The organism is Actinoalloteichus fjordicus (assembly GCF_001941625.1).
GTDB classification, from domain to species: Bacteria; Actinomycetota; Actinomycetes; order Mycobacteriales; family Pseudonocardiaceae; genus Actinoalloteichus_A; species Actinoalloteichus_A fjordicus.
The window spans coordinates 6,127,103-6,142,198 of record NZ_CP016076.1 but is presented as its reverse complement, the minus strand read 5'-3'; the positions used below and the strand labels follow the sequence as shown (position 1 = coordinate 6,142,198).

The window sequence follows — 15,096 nt, the reverse complement described above, 5'->3', positions numbered from 1 at the left end:
CGTGACGACGAACCTGGGCGACTCAGAGACCCGTCCGCTGCCCGGCTCGGCGGGCCACGAGGGCACCGATCCGGGTCCGGCCATCGGCCTGTTGCTGCTCCGGCTCGTCGTCGGCGGCCTGTTCATCGCCTCTGGCACCGAGAAGTTCTTCGGCTGGGCGGGGACACCGGGGCGGGCGGGCTTCGCCGAGAGCCTCGCCGAGTACGGCTTCACCCAGACCAGCCTGCTGGCGACCATGACGGCGGTCGTCGAGATCGCCGCCGGACTGCTGGTGATCATCGGCCTGCTGACCGCGCTCGCGGCCGTCCCGCTGCTCGGGATCTCGGTGGCGGGCGTCGTCTTCCGCTTCGACGAAGGCCTGTTCCTGGTCGGCACGGGCGGTTTCGCCTTCGAGCTGCTGCTCGCCGCCACGACGGCCGCCCTGGTCTTCGCCGGGCCCGGTCGCTTCGCGCTGGACAACGGCAGGCCCTACTTCCGCTTCCCGCTGCGCAGCGCGATCGTCTTCCTGGTGCTCGGCGGCATCATCACCGCCGTGGTGCTGTTCCTCTTCCGCTGACCGGCGCGCGGCGACGGGCCGACTCGGCCGATCCGGAGAACGGCGACGGCCGGACTGATCGGCGACAGACTCTCGCCTCCACGGCATCGGTGGCTCTACGCTGCCGGCCGTGACTAACTCCGACGACGGATTAGGCGGAGCCGCCGGACCATACGGCAGGCGGCGCGCCGATGATCACGATCATTTCGGGCTCGACGCAGCCGCCGCGAGGGTCTCCGCAGGGGCAGGCCGCGCGGGCCCGGACCAGGACTATGCGCCACAACAGCGTGCGGGCAGGCACGCGATGGCCGAATCGCATCACGGGGCGGAGCGGGCCCGCCGCCACGAGCCGGAACCGGACTACGACGAGGACCGCTACTCCGAGGCGGCAGGTGACCCGGGACGGGAGCCGGGCGCGGGCGTCGACCCCGACCTCGGCAGGCACATCGACCGGAATCAGGACTGGGACCGCGACGAGACCTGGGACCGAGACCAGGACCGAGACGCGGTTCGAGACCGGGATCGAGACGCGGTTCGAGACCGGGATGACGACTGGGACCGCGACTCCGACCGGGGCCGAGACACCGCCCGACAGCGCGACCGCCGCCGGGATGCCGGGCCCGAGGCTGACGGCGACTACGACGGCGACTACGACAACGAGTACGACGATTACGACGACTCGGTCGACCGGGCGCGGCTGACCGAGCCGGAGCCGCTCGACGGCTGGAACAAGCCCAGCCTGCCCGCCAATGCGGGAACCGACGTCGGCCTGCTGGTGCTCCGGCTGGTGCTCGGCGGCGTGTTCGTCGCGCACGGAGCGCAGAAGGTGTTCGGTCTCTTCGGCGGGCCGGGCATCGACGGCTTCGCCGCCTACCTGACGCAGTCGGGCTTCCAGCAGGCCGAGCTGTTGGCCTGGGTGACCGGCGTGACCGAACTGGCAGGCGGTGCCCTCGTCATCCTCGGGTTCGCCACCCCGCTCGCCGCAGCCGGTCTGCTCGCCGTCATGGCCAACGTGATCCTCCTCCGCTTCGCCGAGGGCTTCTTCCTCACCCCCGACGGCGGGTTCGAGCTCGAGGCCGTGCTGGCAGGCCTGGCCGCCGCACTGGTCTTCGCCGGACCCGGCCGGGCCGCCCTGGACAACGGCAGGCCGTGGTACCGACGCCCGATCATCACGGGTGTGAGCTGTCTCGTCGTGGCGGCCGGTGCTGCGGCGGCCGTCTACTTCCTCCTGCGCTAGAGACGTTGAACGCCTCCTCGCCGTCGGGCCTTGCGTTTCCGTCGGGGCAGGTCTCTCGTCGGCTTGACGGTGAGGAGGCGGTGCGGGTCCGCGCGATCTCGGTCGTGCGATGACGAACGAGTCCTCGCGCCTGCGGCGTCCTTCGCGGGTGTGCGACGTGATCGGCACCGGGCCGCGCCGAGCGTGTTGAAGGGCGCGCGGCCTTGCGGTCCTGGCCTTGCCGGACGCGGTACCGGTCGACCCGGCGCCTGCACCGTGGGGGACCGACCCGGCGGACTTCACCGCCATCGACCCTCGGGCGCTCGCAGACAGCCGGAGGTCTCGGCGTTCCGGCACAGCGCCGAAGCACGCCCTGCCGGTGTCGGCCGAGTCCTCGAATTTCGCGTCCGAGACCGGGGCGGGCGACGTAAGGTCGTCGCTGCCCGGACTCGCTCACCTCGCCGTTCGGAGGGGACGGTCTCGCACGGACGCCCCGCCGCGTGGCCCACCGGCCGTCGGTTCCGGGCGGCCACCCGATTCGCCGCGTGACCAGCGGGCTCGCCTCGTACTCGGTCGTGCTCGTCGCACGCGGCGCCGATCCCGTGCCCGCAGTCGTCTCGGTAGCGTCACGGTGACCCCGACGGACGAACCAGGGGAGAGCATGGAGCCCTTAGAACGCGAAGATCCGCAGGCCATCGGCCGCTACCGGCTGGTGGGCAGGCTCGGCTCCGGTGGGATGGGACGCGTCTACCTGGCGTTGTCCACGGACGGTCGGGTCGTCGCGATCAAAGTGATCCATCGCGAGCTGGTGGCCGATCCGATGTTCCGCAGCCGGTTCCGTCGGGAGGTCGACGCCGCTCGCCGGGTGAGCGGCGCCTACACGGCGGCGGTGATGGACGCCGATGCCGAGGCGGAGCTACCGTGGCTGGCCACGGTGTACGTGCCGGGTCCGTCGCTGCGGGACGCCGTCCGGACGCACGGTCCGCTGCCGGTCGCCTCGGTGCGCACCCTGGCCGTCGGACTGGCCGCCGCGCTGCGCGAGGTGCACCGCGCCGGGCTCGTCCACCGCGACCTCACCCCGGCCAACGTGCTGCTCACCGATGACGGGCCTCGGGTCATCGATTTCGGGATCACCAAGGCGATCGAGACCGGGACGGAGCTGACCGGAACCGGGGTGATCATCGGTTCGCCGGGGTTCATGTCGCCGGAGCAGGTCGAGGGCCGTGATCTGACCTCGGCCTCCGATGTCTTCTCCTTCGGTGCCGCCCTCTTCTTCGCCGCCGTCGGAACGGGTCCCTTCGGCAAGGTCTCCTCGGCCGCGTTGCTCTACCGGGTCGTGCACACCGAGCCGCTGATCGGCGAGCTGCCGTCGGAGCTGCGCCCGATCGTCGCACCCTGCCTGGCCAGGCAGCCCGAGCTGCGACCCACGCCGGAGCAGTTGCTGGATCTCCTCGGCTCGGTGCGCGGCGGGCTGTCCTGGCTGCCCGGACCGGTGCGCAGCCTCATCGAACAACAGAACGACCAGCTTCGCGTGCTCCGGGACGGCACAGAGCCGACCGGAGCCGAGGACGCCGACGTCACGGCCAGGGTCGACCGGGCGACCGCGTCGGGCGGCCACTCGCAGGGCACCCGGTCGCATCCGCAGGCTGGCCCTGGGCAGCCGCAGCCGGTCCCGCCGCCGTCGATGTGGGTGGACGGGGCGACACCCGTCGGGGGCGCCGCGCCCGGCTCCGGGGCGCCAGGCCCGGGCGGCGGCGCGCCGATGACGCCGGGGTCGGGATGGGGGCACGTCACGCCGCGCTTCGGGCCGAATCCGCACCCTTCGCCGATATTCGGCCCGCCCGGAATGAACCGGCCTCGGCGCTCGGCCAGATACGCCGCCCTCACCGCGTCACTGATCATCCTGGTGGCCGTCGTCGTGGTGAGCCTCATCGCGCTCACTGATCGCGGCGGCGCCGGAATGGCACAGGGCCCGGGCGACCCCTCCGTCCAGTCGTCTGCCGAGGAGCCTGCGTCGACGGAGGAGTCGCCCGCCGCCCCGCTGCCTGGAGACTTCGTCGGGGAGTGGACCGGCTACCTGACGTCCGAGGACAGCGAGGAGATCTACTCACACGTGGTGATCAACCTGGAAGACGGCGGCGTGGTCGGCGGCGCGGTCGGCACCGTGCTGCACTTCGAGTCCGGTTGCGATGCCGTTCTCGAGTTGACCGCCGTGATCGACGACGACACGGTGACCCTCGCCGAAGCCGTCGCGAACAGTCAGATCGAGGAGCACACCTGTCCCCAGCCCGAGACGACGACGCTGACGCTCGACAGGGGCCTGATGTACTACGAGACCACCGAGCCCGCCCTGGCCTCGGAGCTTTCCCTGTCGCTCGACGAGGTTCCCGAAGAGCTGCATGGTGCCTGGTCCGGCACCGTCGACGGGGCGCGGTATGGGGACTCCGAGACCGAGACGACCGCCGACGTGTCGATCGAGATCCTTGCCGGGTCGATCGACAACGCGGAGGTGTACGTCGAACTCACCGACGGGTGCCACCACGCCTCGGAGATCGTCTACGCGGACCCGTTCTGGCTTGCCGTCAGACAGATCAGGGTCGAGGGCGAGGGCTGTCCGACTGTGCCCGCGCGCGAGGTTCTGCGGACCTTCGACGGCGAGAGTCTGGACTATTTCGGTGCCGACCCCGAGCTACGCGGCCAGCTCGACCAGCAGTGACGACAGCGGTCTCGGAGGTCGAGATCCGGTCTCGATTCGGCCTCTCCTTTCGCCGTCGGCGGCCGGTTCGGGCGGCCACATCGCCGGTGCGGTCGGAACAGGACGCTCCGAGAAGGCATGATCGGTGTCTGACGGGCCGCGAACGAGAAGTCCCTTCGCGGGCGGGCGCGTTCGGGAACGCCGATCGGGGTCCGGACGTCAGTAGAGGGGATTCTCGTCGACGTCGGGGGCGCGACTGACGGCCCGGCCGCTGCGGCCGGTTCGTCAGGCGTGACGACGTTGACGGCGGCCGTCCGTGATCAGCAGGGACGAGGGTGGGAGAGACATGGAGTCCTTGGCGGAGGACGATCCGAGGACGATCGAGCGGTATCGCCTGTTCGGCAGGCTCGGGGCCGGGGGAATGGGCCGGGTGTACCTGGCGCTCTCCTCCGACGGTCGCACGGTCGCGATCAAGCTGATCCACCAGCATCTCGTCGTCGACCCGCTCTTCCGAGGCCGGTTCCGGCAGGAGGTGGCGGCGGCCCGGCTGGTGAACGGTGCGTACACCGCGCCGGTGATGGATGCCGACGCGGAGGCGACGGTGCCCTGGCTGGCCACCGTCTACGTGCCGGGGCCCTCGCTGCGGGGAGCGGTCGCCGAGACCGGCCCGCTGCCGGTGTCCGCCGTGCGCACCCTGGCGGCGGGGCTGGCCGCCGCGCTGCGCGAGGTGCACCGCGTCAACCTGATCCACCGCGACCTGACCCCGGCCAACGTGCTGCTCACCGAGGACGGCCCGCGCGTCATCGACTTCGGGATCACCCGGGCCGCCGACTCGACCGGCGGCCTCACCGCCACCGGGATGCTGGTGGGCTCGCCGGGCTTCCTGTCGCCGGAACAGGTCGAGGGCGACGAGCTCACGACGGCCTCGGACGTCTTCGCGCTGGGCGCCACCCTGTGTTTCGCCGCCTCGGGCACCGGCCCCTTCGGGACGGCGTCCTCGGCGACGCTGCTCTACCGGGTCGTGCACTCCGAACCGGAGCTGGACTCGCTGCCCGCCGAGGTGCGGGCGATCGTCGAACCCTGCCTCGCGAAGAACCCCGCCGACCGGCCCACCCCGGACGACCTGCTGGCCCAGATCGGCCCGGTCGACAGCGGGGACACCTGGTTACCCCGGTCGATCGTCGACCTGATCGCCGAGCAGCGGGAGCAGGTGCGCGGCCTGCGGGCCGATCTGTCGCCCGCGACGCCCGGCCAGGGCACGCCGGCCCCGGTCGCCCTCGCCGCCGGTGATGTCGTCGAGACCCAGGACGAGCCCGATGACCTGGACGCGCCGACGACCCGGTCGAAGGTGTCCTCCTCGCCCGCGAACCGAGTCCCGCACACCCTGGTGTCGGGCGTCGAACCGATGGTGGGGCGGGCCGTTCCCGAAGCTGCGGCCAGGCAGCCGGGTGGCAGGAGCCCGCACCACACCCGGCTCCAGCCGCATCCGGCCGACGCGATGTCGCAGGCGGGCTCGCCGCATTCCCCGTCCACCCAGTCCGGTTTCCATCCCGTGCCCAGGACCATGCATCCCACCGCGGCCTCGGCGTCCGGGCCGCTGCCTGCACCGGCACCGCCCCGGTCGTCGGGTCGTCGACGTGCGGCGGTGCTGACCGCGGTCGCGGCACTGCTGGTGGTCGTCGCCGTCGCCGCAGTCGCCTTCCTGCTCGGCCAGGGCCAGCGCGGCGGCCTGGCCGTGCCGGGCACCGGGTCGGCCCAGGACGATCGGGACAGCGGCGGCGGGACCGATCCGGTCGACGACGCCCCGGTCGATGACGCTGCGGTGGGGGAGGTCCCGGGAGCCTTCATCGGCGACTGGGCGGGTCTGGTCGAGACCGTCGACGGCGACTCACAGTCGGCGTTCGCCACCATCAGCCTCACCGGTGGGAACGTCGGCGGCAGTGTCGGCACCTTCACCCGGCCCGTCTCCGGATGTTCGGCGGCGCTCATCCTGGACGCCGCCACCGCCACCCGGCTCGAATTCCATGAGCGTGACCTGGAGACCGAGCACGACGACGAGGACTGCGCGGAGCCCGAGACGACGACCGTGGACCTGCTGGCCGACGGGACGATCCGCTACACGAGCGATGACCCGCAGCGGTCCGGAACCTTCGCGACCGCCCTCGACTCGCTCCCCGCAGGCTTCGCGGGCGAGTGGGCAGGCAGCGTGCTGCCCGCAGGCGAGGACGAGGACGAGGACGCCGAACCGGTGGACGTCGAGCTGACTCTGACCAACGGCGGGGCGGGCGAGGAGATCGGCGAGTTCCTGCGGCCGGAGGGCGGCTGCGCGGCGACGCTGACGTTCGAACACGCGGCCGAGGGACAGATCAGCCTCACCGAGGAGGACCAGGGCACCGCGAACGAGGGGTTCGAGTGCGTGGAGCCCAGGAGCACGGTGTTGACGCTGACCTCCGACGGCGGCCTGCGCTATCAGAGCTTCGACCCGGAACGGGCGGGGGTACTTGCGCCCAACTGACGCTGACGGCGATTCGGCCGGCGACGCGCATGCGGCACCCCGAGACACGCGTCGGCGGCCTCTGCGCCTGCGCCCGACGGCGGGGCGCGTGCGGCGAGTCGGGCTCAGCGGTTCTTGAGGGCGGCGAGGAAGGCGCCGAATGCCGTGGCCGGGAAGGTGAGTTCGGCGCCGTCGGGGTTCTTGGAGTCGCGGACGGCGACGGTCTGCCGGCTTAAGCGCATCTCGACGCAGTGGCCGTTGTTCGTACTGCGGGTGGACTTGATCCACTGTGCGTCGTGTGGCCGGCTGCTCGAAGACCTGCTGATCACGACAACTCCTTGGCGGCGTCCCGTATCAGGCGAAGGGATTCCTCGCGATCGAGTGCGCGCTCTTCTGCCTGGTGATAGGCCAGAGTGTACTCCCGGACGGTCATCGTGTGATCGATCAGCGCAGTGGACGTGATCGTCTCCTGCCATGCCAGCGTCGGCAGCCGTGGGCTCGCGAAACCTACGAGATGGAAGCTGGAGCCGTCGAGTGCGTCGAAGCCGCCCGCCGTGAAAGGGATCACGCGAACGTCCAGGTTCTCCGAATGTTGTTCCATGAGCGTCATGAGGTGTTCGAGCTGACCGTGGAGTACGGCAATGCCGCCGACGCGCTGCCGCAAGGTCGCCTCGCTGATCACGGCGGTCAGGTGCAGTGGATCGTCGCCAGCGAGTCGTTGCTGCCGCGTCTTCCTGGCGGTGACGCGCAGCTCCTCCTCGGACAACCGTAGGTTCGGCGCGGCGCCTCGGATGACGGCGCGGATGTACTCCTCGGTCTGCAACAGGCCGGGAATCAACCCGCCGCTGTAGGTCCGCACGCTCTCCGCGCCGTGCTCGTAGCCGAAGAACCGCAGGAGCTCATTGCTGAAGATCCCGGTGTACTTGTTCCACCAGCCGCGCTGTCCGCCGTGTTCGTGCAGCTTCCACAGCTCGGCCGTCTCGTCGGCGTCGAACTCGTATGCCTTGATCAGGCGGGTCAGCTTGTCCTTGGTGGCTCGGGTGCGGCCGCGTTCGATCTCCGAGACGTGTGCCTGAGTGCAGCGGGCCAGCCTGCCCGACTCGGTGGCGGTGAGCCCGAGGAGGTAGCGCCGTTCGCGCAGCCGGAGTCCCAGTTCCCAGATTGCGATGGTCGGCGACTCCGGTGCCATTCGTGTGCTCCCTGGCTTGGCGTGGATGGTGGTCGTCCAGAGCCAACCACCGGGTCGTCTCCTAGATCAATTACACGATTGAGTGAGTAACTATTTATATTAGTGCGAGTACTGTGACACGCATCGCAATCGAGATGAAGGGGAGTGTGCCGATGACACCGGATGACGATATGGCGATCCCGGCGGCGGCCGAGGAGCACCGGCCGTCGCCCAGCCGGGCGCGGCACTCGGGTCACCTCGCCGAGGAGGTGATCACGCGGGTGAACGAGCCGAGGAGGTTCGCCCTGCGGGAGCTGCGGGACGACATCGACGGCCCGGTGGTGTTCGCCTGGGGCCTGTCCATGGGGAGGCGGTCCGTGCTCTGCCATCCCGACGGCACCCTGTTCGCGACTTCGGGGCGCGCGGAGGACTCGGTCGGCCTCGGCACCGGCGCGGGACGTCGCGTCGAACTCGTCTGGCTGGAATGACCGTGTTACCGAGATGGGTCGCCAGCAGCGCGAAGGGCGGCTTCGTCGAACCGGAGTCCGTCGAAGCCGCCCCTCGGCTGTGTTCAGGCCTTGCTGTTCGTCACATCGGCTGACCGCATCTGGTGCAGCGCCACGTGCCTTTGACCTCGGAATACGTGTGGCCACCCGCACCTGCGGGACAAGACTCATCGGCCTTGATCATGGTGCCGCTTCCGCACAGATATCCCAGGTCTCGGTCTGGGTGGCCTGGACGCTGGAGTAGACGCTGCCACCTTTACGCGCCGCGCTGAGGTATGTCTTCTGGTCCGAGAGCATCAGGGCGTTCTTCGCCTGTGCCGCAGGATCGGCGTCCTTGGCCAGCATGATCCGGGTGCGACTGATCCAGTCCGAGACCTCCTCTGGGGAGTTCAGGACCACCTGGGGCTCCCTGGCGCGTCTGGCGTCCACGCCATCGCGCTTGCGGCCGCTATCAGTCAGCGCGTGCTTCTCCACGTATCCATGCCACATGGTGTATATCCTCAACTACTTGGCGTATGGAGGCAACGGCCATCCGTCGTGGGTTGACCACTGTTCAATCGATCGTCGAGTCCGATGGCCGCGACTGAACAGGCTGGTGGAGCGTGCCGACCTTCGCACCAAGCCCGCCCGCCTCACCGATTGACGTCGCGCACCGCGCCCATTGAGGCCGAGGTGGCCAGCTTCGCGTAGGCGCGCAACGCCGTGGATACGTGTCGCTGCCGGTCCACCGGCTGCCACGGCCGCTCGCTCGCGTCCATCTTGGCGCGGCGCTCGGCGAGGACCGCCGGGTCGACCAGCAGTTCCAACCGTCGCTCGCGGACGTCGATGACGATCCGGTCGCCGTCCTGCACCAGGCCGATGTCGCCGCCGTCGGCCGCCTCGGGGGAGACGTGCCCCACCGAGATGCCCGAGGAACCGCCGGAGAACCGGCCGTCGGTGATCAGCGCGCACTTCTTGCCCATGCCGGTGCCCTTGAGGAACGCGGTCGGATGCAGCATCTCCTGCATCCCCGGCCCGCCGGAGGGGCCCTCGTAGCGGACGACCAGCACCTCACCGGCCTGGATCGTCTTGCTCAGGATCGCCTCGACGGCCTGCTCCTGGCTCTCCACGACCCGCGCCGGGCCCTCGAAGTGCCACAGCTCCTCGTCGATGCCCGCCGTCTTGATCACGGCGCCGTCCACGGCGAGGTTCCCGCGCAGCACCGCCAGGCCGCCGTCGGCCGTGTAGGCGTGCGCGGCGTCCCGGATGCAGCCGCCCTCGGCGTCGACGTCGAGCGAGGACCAGCGGTTCTCCGTCGAGAAGGCCTCGGTGGTGCGCACGCCGCCCGGCGCGGCGTGGAACAGCTCGATCGCCTGCTCGGAGGCCTCGCCGCTGCGGATGTCCCATTCCCCGAGCCACTCGCGCAGCGAGGGGCTGTGCACCGAGCGGACGTCCTCGTTGAGCATCCCGCCCCGGTACAGCTCACCGAGGATCGCCGGAATGCCGCCCGCGCGATGCACGTCCTCCATGTGATAGTCCGAGTTCGGCGACACCTTCGACAAGCACGGCACCCGGCGGCTGATCGCCTCGATGTCGGCGAGCGAGAAGTCGATCTCGCCCTCCTGCGCGGCGGCCAGGACGTGCAGCACCGTGTTCGTGGAACCGCCCATCGCCATGTCCAGCGCCATGGCGTTCTCGAACGCGTCCTTGTTCGCCAGCGACCTCGGGAGCACCGAGTCGTCGTCCTGCTCGTACCAGCGCTTCGAGATCTCGACGACCGTGCGGCCCGCCGCCAGGAACAGCTCCCGCCGTGCGGCGTGCGTGGCCAGCGTCGAGCCGTTGCCCGGCAGGGCCAGCCCCAGCGCCTCGGTCAGGCAGTTCATCGAGTTCGCGGTGAACATCCCGGAGCAGGAACCGCAGGTCGGGCAGGCCGCCAGCTCGACCTGGCTGAGCCCGGCCTCGTCGACCTGGGAGTTGGCCGATGCGGAGATCGCGGTGATCAGGTCGGTCGGGGCCTGCGCGACGCCGTCGACCACCACCGCCTTGCCCGCCTCCATCGGCCCGCCGGAGACGAAGACCGTGGGGATGTTCAGCCGCATCGCGGCGTTCAGCATCCCCGGCGTGATCTTGTCGCAGTTGGAGATGCAGACGAGCGCGTCGGCCTGGTGTCCCTCGACCATGTACTCCACCGCGTCGGCGATCACCTCGCGCGAGGGCAGGGAGTACAACATCCCGCTGTGCCCCATGGCGATGCCGTCGTCCACCGCGATCGTGTGGAACTCGCGGGGCACCCCGCCCGCCTCGCGCACCGCACCCGCGACGACGTCACCGAGGTCCCGAAGGTGCACGTGACCGGGCACGAACTGCGTGTAGGAGTTGGCGATCGCCACGATCGGCTTGCCGAAGTCACCGTCGGTCATGCCGGTGGCGCGCCACAGCGCGCGGGCGCCGGTCGCGTTACGGCCGTGGGTGGTGATGCGTGAACGTAGCTGAGGCACGGCTTCTCCGAGGAGACGTGGTGGTGAGCTTCGAGAATCGCCACGGGTTCGGCGAATCGCCGCCAGGCCCTGGTGAGGGCCGCAGGCTCGGCGATGTACCCGAGCCTACCCCCGGCGAGGACGGCGGCCGGAAGCCCTGGTGAGAGGCATGATGCGCCCCCGGCGGCCCGAGACGCCTCCCAGTGCATTCGTGTTCGCGCAGGCAGGGGTGGCGCGTCTGGGCGCTCGGGGACGCGTAGCGGCGGGTGCGGCGCACGGCGGGGGAGTCGACCCTGAGCACGGCACGGTCCCCAGGCTCGACCTGCCGTCGCTACTCGGTTCGCTGCGCCGTCTGCTCCCTCGCAGGCTGCTCGGCTGCTGCCTGCTCCGGCGCCTGCTCGGCAGTTGCCTGCTCCGTCGTCGGGGCGGCGGGGGAATCCGGCCCGGTTGCCTCGGGGGCGCTCGCCTGCCCCTCGGGCGCGGCCTCGGCCTCGGCCTCGGGAACGGCGGTCTCCGGCCGGTCCGCCGCCGGGGCCGTCGTCTCGGGGGCCGTCGTCCCCGGGGCAGCCGCCTCCGGGCCAGTCGGCTCGGCCGCACTCGCCTCGCCCGCCGTCGGGTCGGGCAGCCGCCCGCCGCTCAGCGCGGCGAGTCTCGGCAGGTCACGCGGTCGGACGGTGGGCAGCCGGACCTCGCCGCCTTCCTCGCGCACCACGTGCACGGTCGAGTTCTTGGCCAGTCGGAGGCCGCGGACCTGCGACCAGTCGACGCGGGCGCCGCCGAAGACATCGCGCACCTGGATTCCCGTCGCGTCCACCGTGGTGCGGCGCCGGATCACCCACCAGGCCAGGCCGATCGGCAGGAGATAGACGAGCTGGAGACCCGGAGCCCCGAAGGCGAAGGGCGTCGCGCACCACGCGAGGGCCGCCGCGCCGAACAAGGCGATCGGGCTGATGCGGAAGAGCTCCCGCTGCTGCTGGTCGGGGGCCTGCCGCGCGGTCGTGTCGCTCATGCCGCCGATTTTCGCACCGGCGCCCGTCTCGTCAGACGAGGCGGTCCGTGGACGGTCTCTTTACCGCACCCACCTGCGGTGATGCCATTCTTCGCCACCCGGTCGTGTCCAATATCCGGGAAGTTCATCCCGTAGAGTTGACGCCCTCGTGCACAGGCGGTTACCGTACTCGGCGTGCTGCGACTGACGAACATTCTCGTACTTCCCTGGCGCGCCGACGCCTAGGGCTCCTCCAGCGTCGACGCGCCAACCCTCGAGCGGCTCCATGCCGCCGGGGGTTTTTTGTTGCCCGCCCCGCAACCGATACCCCACGAGGCAGATCGAATGACCAGCGCAACCTCGAAACCAGTCCCGGTCCCCTCGCCCGCCGATTACGCCAGGCCGAAGCCCGCCCCACCGCACGGGGTCCCCGTGCAGGTGACCGGCGCGCAATCGCTGGTCCGTTCGCTCGAATCGGTGGGCTGCGAGGTCGTCTTCGGCATTCCGGGCGGAACCATCCTCCCCGCCTACGATCCGCTTCTGGACTCGGAGAAGGTGCGTCACATCCTGGTGCGCCACGAGCAGGGCGCGGGACACGCGGCCACCGGCTACGCGCAGGCCACCGGCAAGGTCGGCGTGTGCATGGCGACCTCGGGTCCCGGGGCGACCAACCTCGTCACCCCGATCGCCGACGCGAACATGGACTCGGTTCCGCTGGTCGCGATCACCGGGCAGCAGTCGAGGGGCCTGATCGGCACCGACGCGTTCCAGGAAGCCGACATCTGCGGCATCACCCAGCCCGTCACCAAGCACAACTTCCTGGTCACCGACCCCGCCGACATCCCGAGAACGATCGCGGAGGCGTTCCACCTGGCGTCCACCGGCCGACCGGGCCCGGTGCTCGTCGACATCCCCAAGGACGTGCTTCAGGAGACCACCTCGTTCTCCTGGCCGCCGGAGCTGCGGCTGCCGGGCTACCGCCCGACCGCCCGACCGCACGGCAAGCAGATCCGCGAGGCAGCCCGGATGATCGCGGGCGCCCGCAGGCCGGTGCTCTACGTCGGCGGTGGCGTGCTCAAGGCGGGCGCGGTCGCCGAACTGCGCGAACTCGCGGAGGCGGCCGAGATCCCCGTGGTCACCACCCTGATGGCCAGGGGCGCCTTCCCCGACTCGCACCCGCTGCACCTGGGCATGCCCGGCATGCACGGCACGGTCGCGGCCGTGACGGCGATGCAGCGCGCCGACCTGCTGATCGCCCTCGGCGCGAGATTCGACGACCGGGTCACCGGTCAGCTCGCCACCTTCGCCCCCGAGGCACAGGTGATCCATGCCGACATCGATCCGGCGGAGATCTCCAAGAACCGGCGGGCCGACGTCCCGATCGTGGGCGACTGCAAGGACGTCATCGCCGAACTGATCTCGGCCCTGCGTCTGGAGCTGGAACGGGGCGAGCACACCGCCGCCGCGCCGTGGCTCGCGCAGGTCCAGGGCTGGCGCGAGAGCTTCCCGTTGGGCTACGAGTGGCCTTCCGACGGCTCGCTGTCGCCGCAGTACGTCATCGAGCGGATCGGCGACCTGGTCGGACCCGATGCCGTCTACACCGCGGGCGTCGGGCAGCATCAGATGTGGGCCGCGCAGTTCGTCAAGTACGAGAAGCCGGGAAGCTGGATCAACTCCGGCGGACTCGGCACCATGGGCTTCGCGGTTCCGGCCGCGATGGGCGCTGCGGTGGGCCGACCGGACACCCCGGTGTGGGCCATCGACGGCGACGGCTGCTTCCAGATGACCAATCAGGAGCTGGCCACCTGCGCCATCGAGGGGATTCCGATCAAGGTCGCCGTCATCAACAACGGCAACCTCGGCATGGTCCGGCAGTGGCAGAACCTCTTCTACTCAGGGAGGTACTCCAACACCGACCTGGGCACGCACAAGCGCATCCCCGACTTCGTGCTGCTCGCCGAGGCACTGGGCTGTGTCGGCCTGCGCTGCGAGAGCCGCGAGGACGTCGACGAGGTCGTGCGCAAGGCGATGGCCGTCGACGACCGACCCGTGGTGATCGACTTCGTGGTCGGCAAGGACGCCCAGGTCTGGCCGATGGTGGCCTCGGGCACCAGCAACGACGAGATCCAGGCGGCGCGGGGCATCCGCCCCGTCTTCGACGACGTCGAGTAAGTCAGGCTCACAGAGTCTGTCTTTGATCCCCCTGGCCCCGCGCAACAGGAAAGTGGGGATTGAAGACAGGCTCTTTAAGAGCTCCCGGACTTCTGGCGCGCGGCGGGCCGGAACACCCGGTCCGACCACGACACAGGGCGTGCGGACGGCGTCCGCACGCAGGCCGGGTCGCGGTCGCGGAACACCACCGGTGCGCACCGTGGTGTCGTGTCGGACGTCCGCGATGGGGGCAACGTCGTCCGGTCTTCGTCTCGCACGCACCTCACCAGGTCGCCTGCGGCGGAGGTCTCGGCGACGCGGAAGACTCGGCGACTAGCCGAGACGGTTCGATCAGGACAGGAGCAGGAGCGCATGAGTCGGCACACGCTCAGCGTGCTGGTGGAGAACAAACCGGGCGTCCTGGCCCGGATCTCGGGGCTGTTCTCTCGACGCAACTTCAACATCGAGTCGCTCGCGGTCGGCGAGACCGAGCACGCCGACGTCTCCAGGATGACGATCGTGGTGGCCGTCGACGAACTGCCGCTCGAACAGGTGACCAAGCAGCTCAACAAGCTCGTGAACGTCATCAAGATCGTGGAGCTCGATCCGGACGCCTCCGTTCAGCGCGAACTCCTGCTGGTCAAGGTCCGGGCGGACGCCACCGTGCGCAGCCAGGTGCTGGAGACGGTGCAGATGTTCCGTGCCAAGGTCGTCGACGTCTCGCCAGAGGCGGTCGCGATCGAGGCGACCGGCACAGCCGACAAGCTCGACGCCCTGCTGCGCATGTTGGAGCCCTACGGGATCAGGGAGATGGTGCGTTCGGGGATGGTCGCCGTCGGGCGGGGCGCCCGATCGATCACCGTCTCGGCGGCCCGCTGAGGAGCCGT

At 70.4% G+C, this 15,096-nt stretch carries 12 protein-coding genes; 7 read left to right on the top strand and 5 right to left on the bottom strand.

Annotation, left to right across the window (positions count from 1 at the left end):
* Position 1: 1 nt before the first annotated feature.
* The 4 genes from UA74_RS26185 (at position 2) to UA74_RS26170 (ending at position 6,961) form a co-directional block, all read left to right on the top strand.
* The gene (locus UA74_RS26185; RefSeq protein WP_075742606.1) at positions 2-556 is read left to right on the top strand and encodes a DoxX family protein; all 555 of its coding nucleotides are present in this window, start codon (positions 2-4) and stop codon (positions 554-556) included.
* 109 nt (positions 557-665) lie between these two features.
* Positions 666-1,772, top strand: coding sequence for a DoxX family protein (locus tag UA74_RS33135; protein WP_232237466.1), 1,107 nt, complete (start codon positions 666-668; stop codon positions 1,770-1,772).
* Between the two features lie 610 nt (positions 1,773-2,382).
* Positions 2,383-4,467, top strand: a complete 2,085-nt coding sequence (locus UA74_RS26175; protein WP_232237464.1) for a serine/threonine-protein kinase — start codon at positions 2,383-2,385, stop codon at positions 4,465-4,467.
* Positions 4,468-4,792: 325 nt separating this feature from the next.
* On the top strand, positions 4,793-6,961 hold the full coding sequence (locus UA74_RS26170; protein WP_075742603.1) for a serine/threonine-protein kinase: 2,169 nt from the start codon (positions 4,793-4,795) through the stop codon (positions 6,959-6,961).
* Positions 6,962-7,065: 104 nt separating this feature from the next.
* On the opposite strand, the gene UA74_RS26165 is transcribed toward UA74_RS26170, so the two are convergent.
* Positions 7,066-7,269: a DUF397 domain-containing protein gene (locus UA74_RS26165; protein ID WP_232237462.1), complete on the bottom strand. Its 204-nt coding sequence runs from the start codon at positions 7,267-7,269 to the stop codon at positions 7,066-7,068.
* Positions 7,266-8,129, bottom strand: coding sequence for a DUF5753 domain-containing protein (locus UA74_RS26160; RefSeq protein ID WP_075742602.1), 864 nt, complete (start codon positions 8,127-8,129; stop codon positions 7,266-7,268). Before UA74_RS26160 ends, UA74_RS26165 begins: the two co-directional genes overlap by 4 nt.
* A 152-nt stretch (positions 8,130-8,281) precedes the next feature.
* Here UA74_RS26160 and UA74_RS26155 point away from each other — a divergent pair, with 152 nt between their 5' ends.
* A complete protein-coding gene (locus UA74_RS26155; protein ID WP_157434457.1) occupies positions 8,282-8,596 on the top strand; it encodes a hypothetical protein in 315 nt (104 codons plus the stop codon).
* Between the two features lie 198 nt (positions 8,597-8,794).
* Here the strand turns inward: UA74_RS26155 and UA74_RS26150 are convergent, their stop codons facing one another.
* The 3 genes from UA74_RS26150 to UA74_RS26140 all read right to left on the bottom strand — a co-directional run bounded on the left by UA74_RS26150 (position 8,795) and on the right by UA74_RS26140 (position 12,079).
* A complete protein-coding gene (locus tag UA74_RS26150) occupies positions 8,795-9,103 on the bottom strand; it encodes a hypothetical protein (RefSeq protein WP_075742600.1) in 309 nt (102 codons plus the stop codon).
* 143 nt (positions 9,104-9,246) lie between these two features.
* Positions 9,247-11,091 (bottom strand): dihydroxy-acid dehydratase, encoded by a 1,845-nt coding sequence (gene ilvD / locus UA74_RS26145; protein WP_075742599.1) that lies wholly within the window; start codon positions 11,089-11,091, stop codon positions 9,247-9,249.
* A 310-nt stretch (positions 11,092-11,401) separates the two neighbouring features.
* Positions 11,402-12,079, bottom strand: coding sequence for a PH domain-containing protein (locus tag UA74_RS26140; RefSeq protein ID WP_075742598.1), 678 nt, complete (start codon positions 12,077-12,079; stop codon positions 11,402-11,404).
* Between the two features lie 324 nt (positions 12,080-12,403).
* Between UA74_RS26140 and UA74_RS26135 the strand changes: the two genes are divergently transcribed.
* Entirely contained in the window at positions 12,404-14,230 is a 1,827-nt protein-coding gene (locus UA74_RS26135; protein WP_075742597.1) for an acetolactate synthase large subunit, read from the top strand.
* Between the two features lie 351 nt (positions 14,231-14,581).
* Positions 14,582-15,088: an acetolactate synthase small subunit gene (ilvN, locus tag UA74_RS26130; protein ID WP_075742596.1), complete on the top strand. Its 507-nt coding sequence runs from the start codon at positions 14,582-14,584 to the stop codon at positions 15,086-15,088.
* The last annotated feature ends 8 nt before the right edge of the window (positions 15,089-15,096 follow it).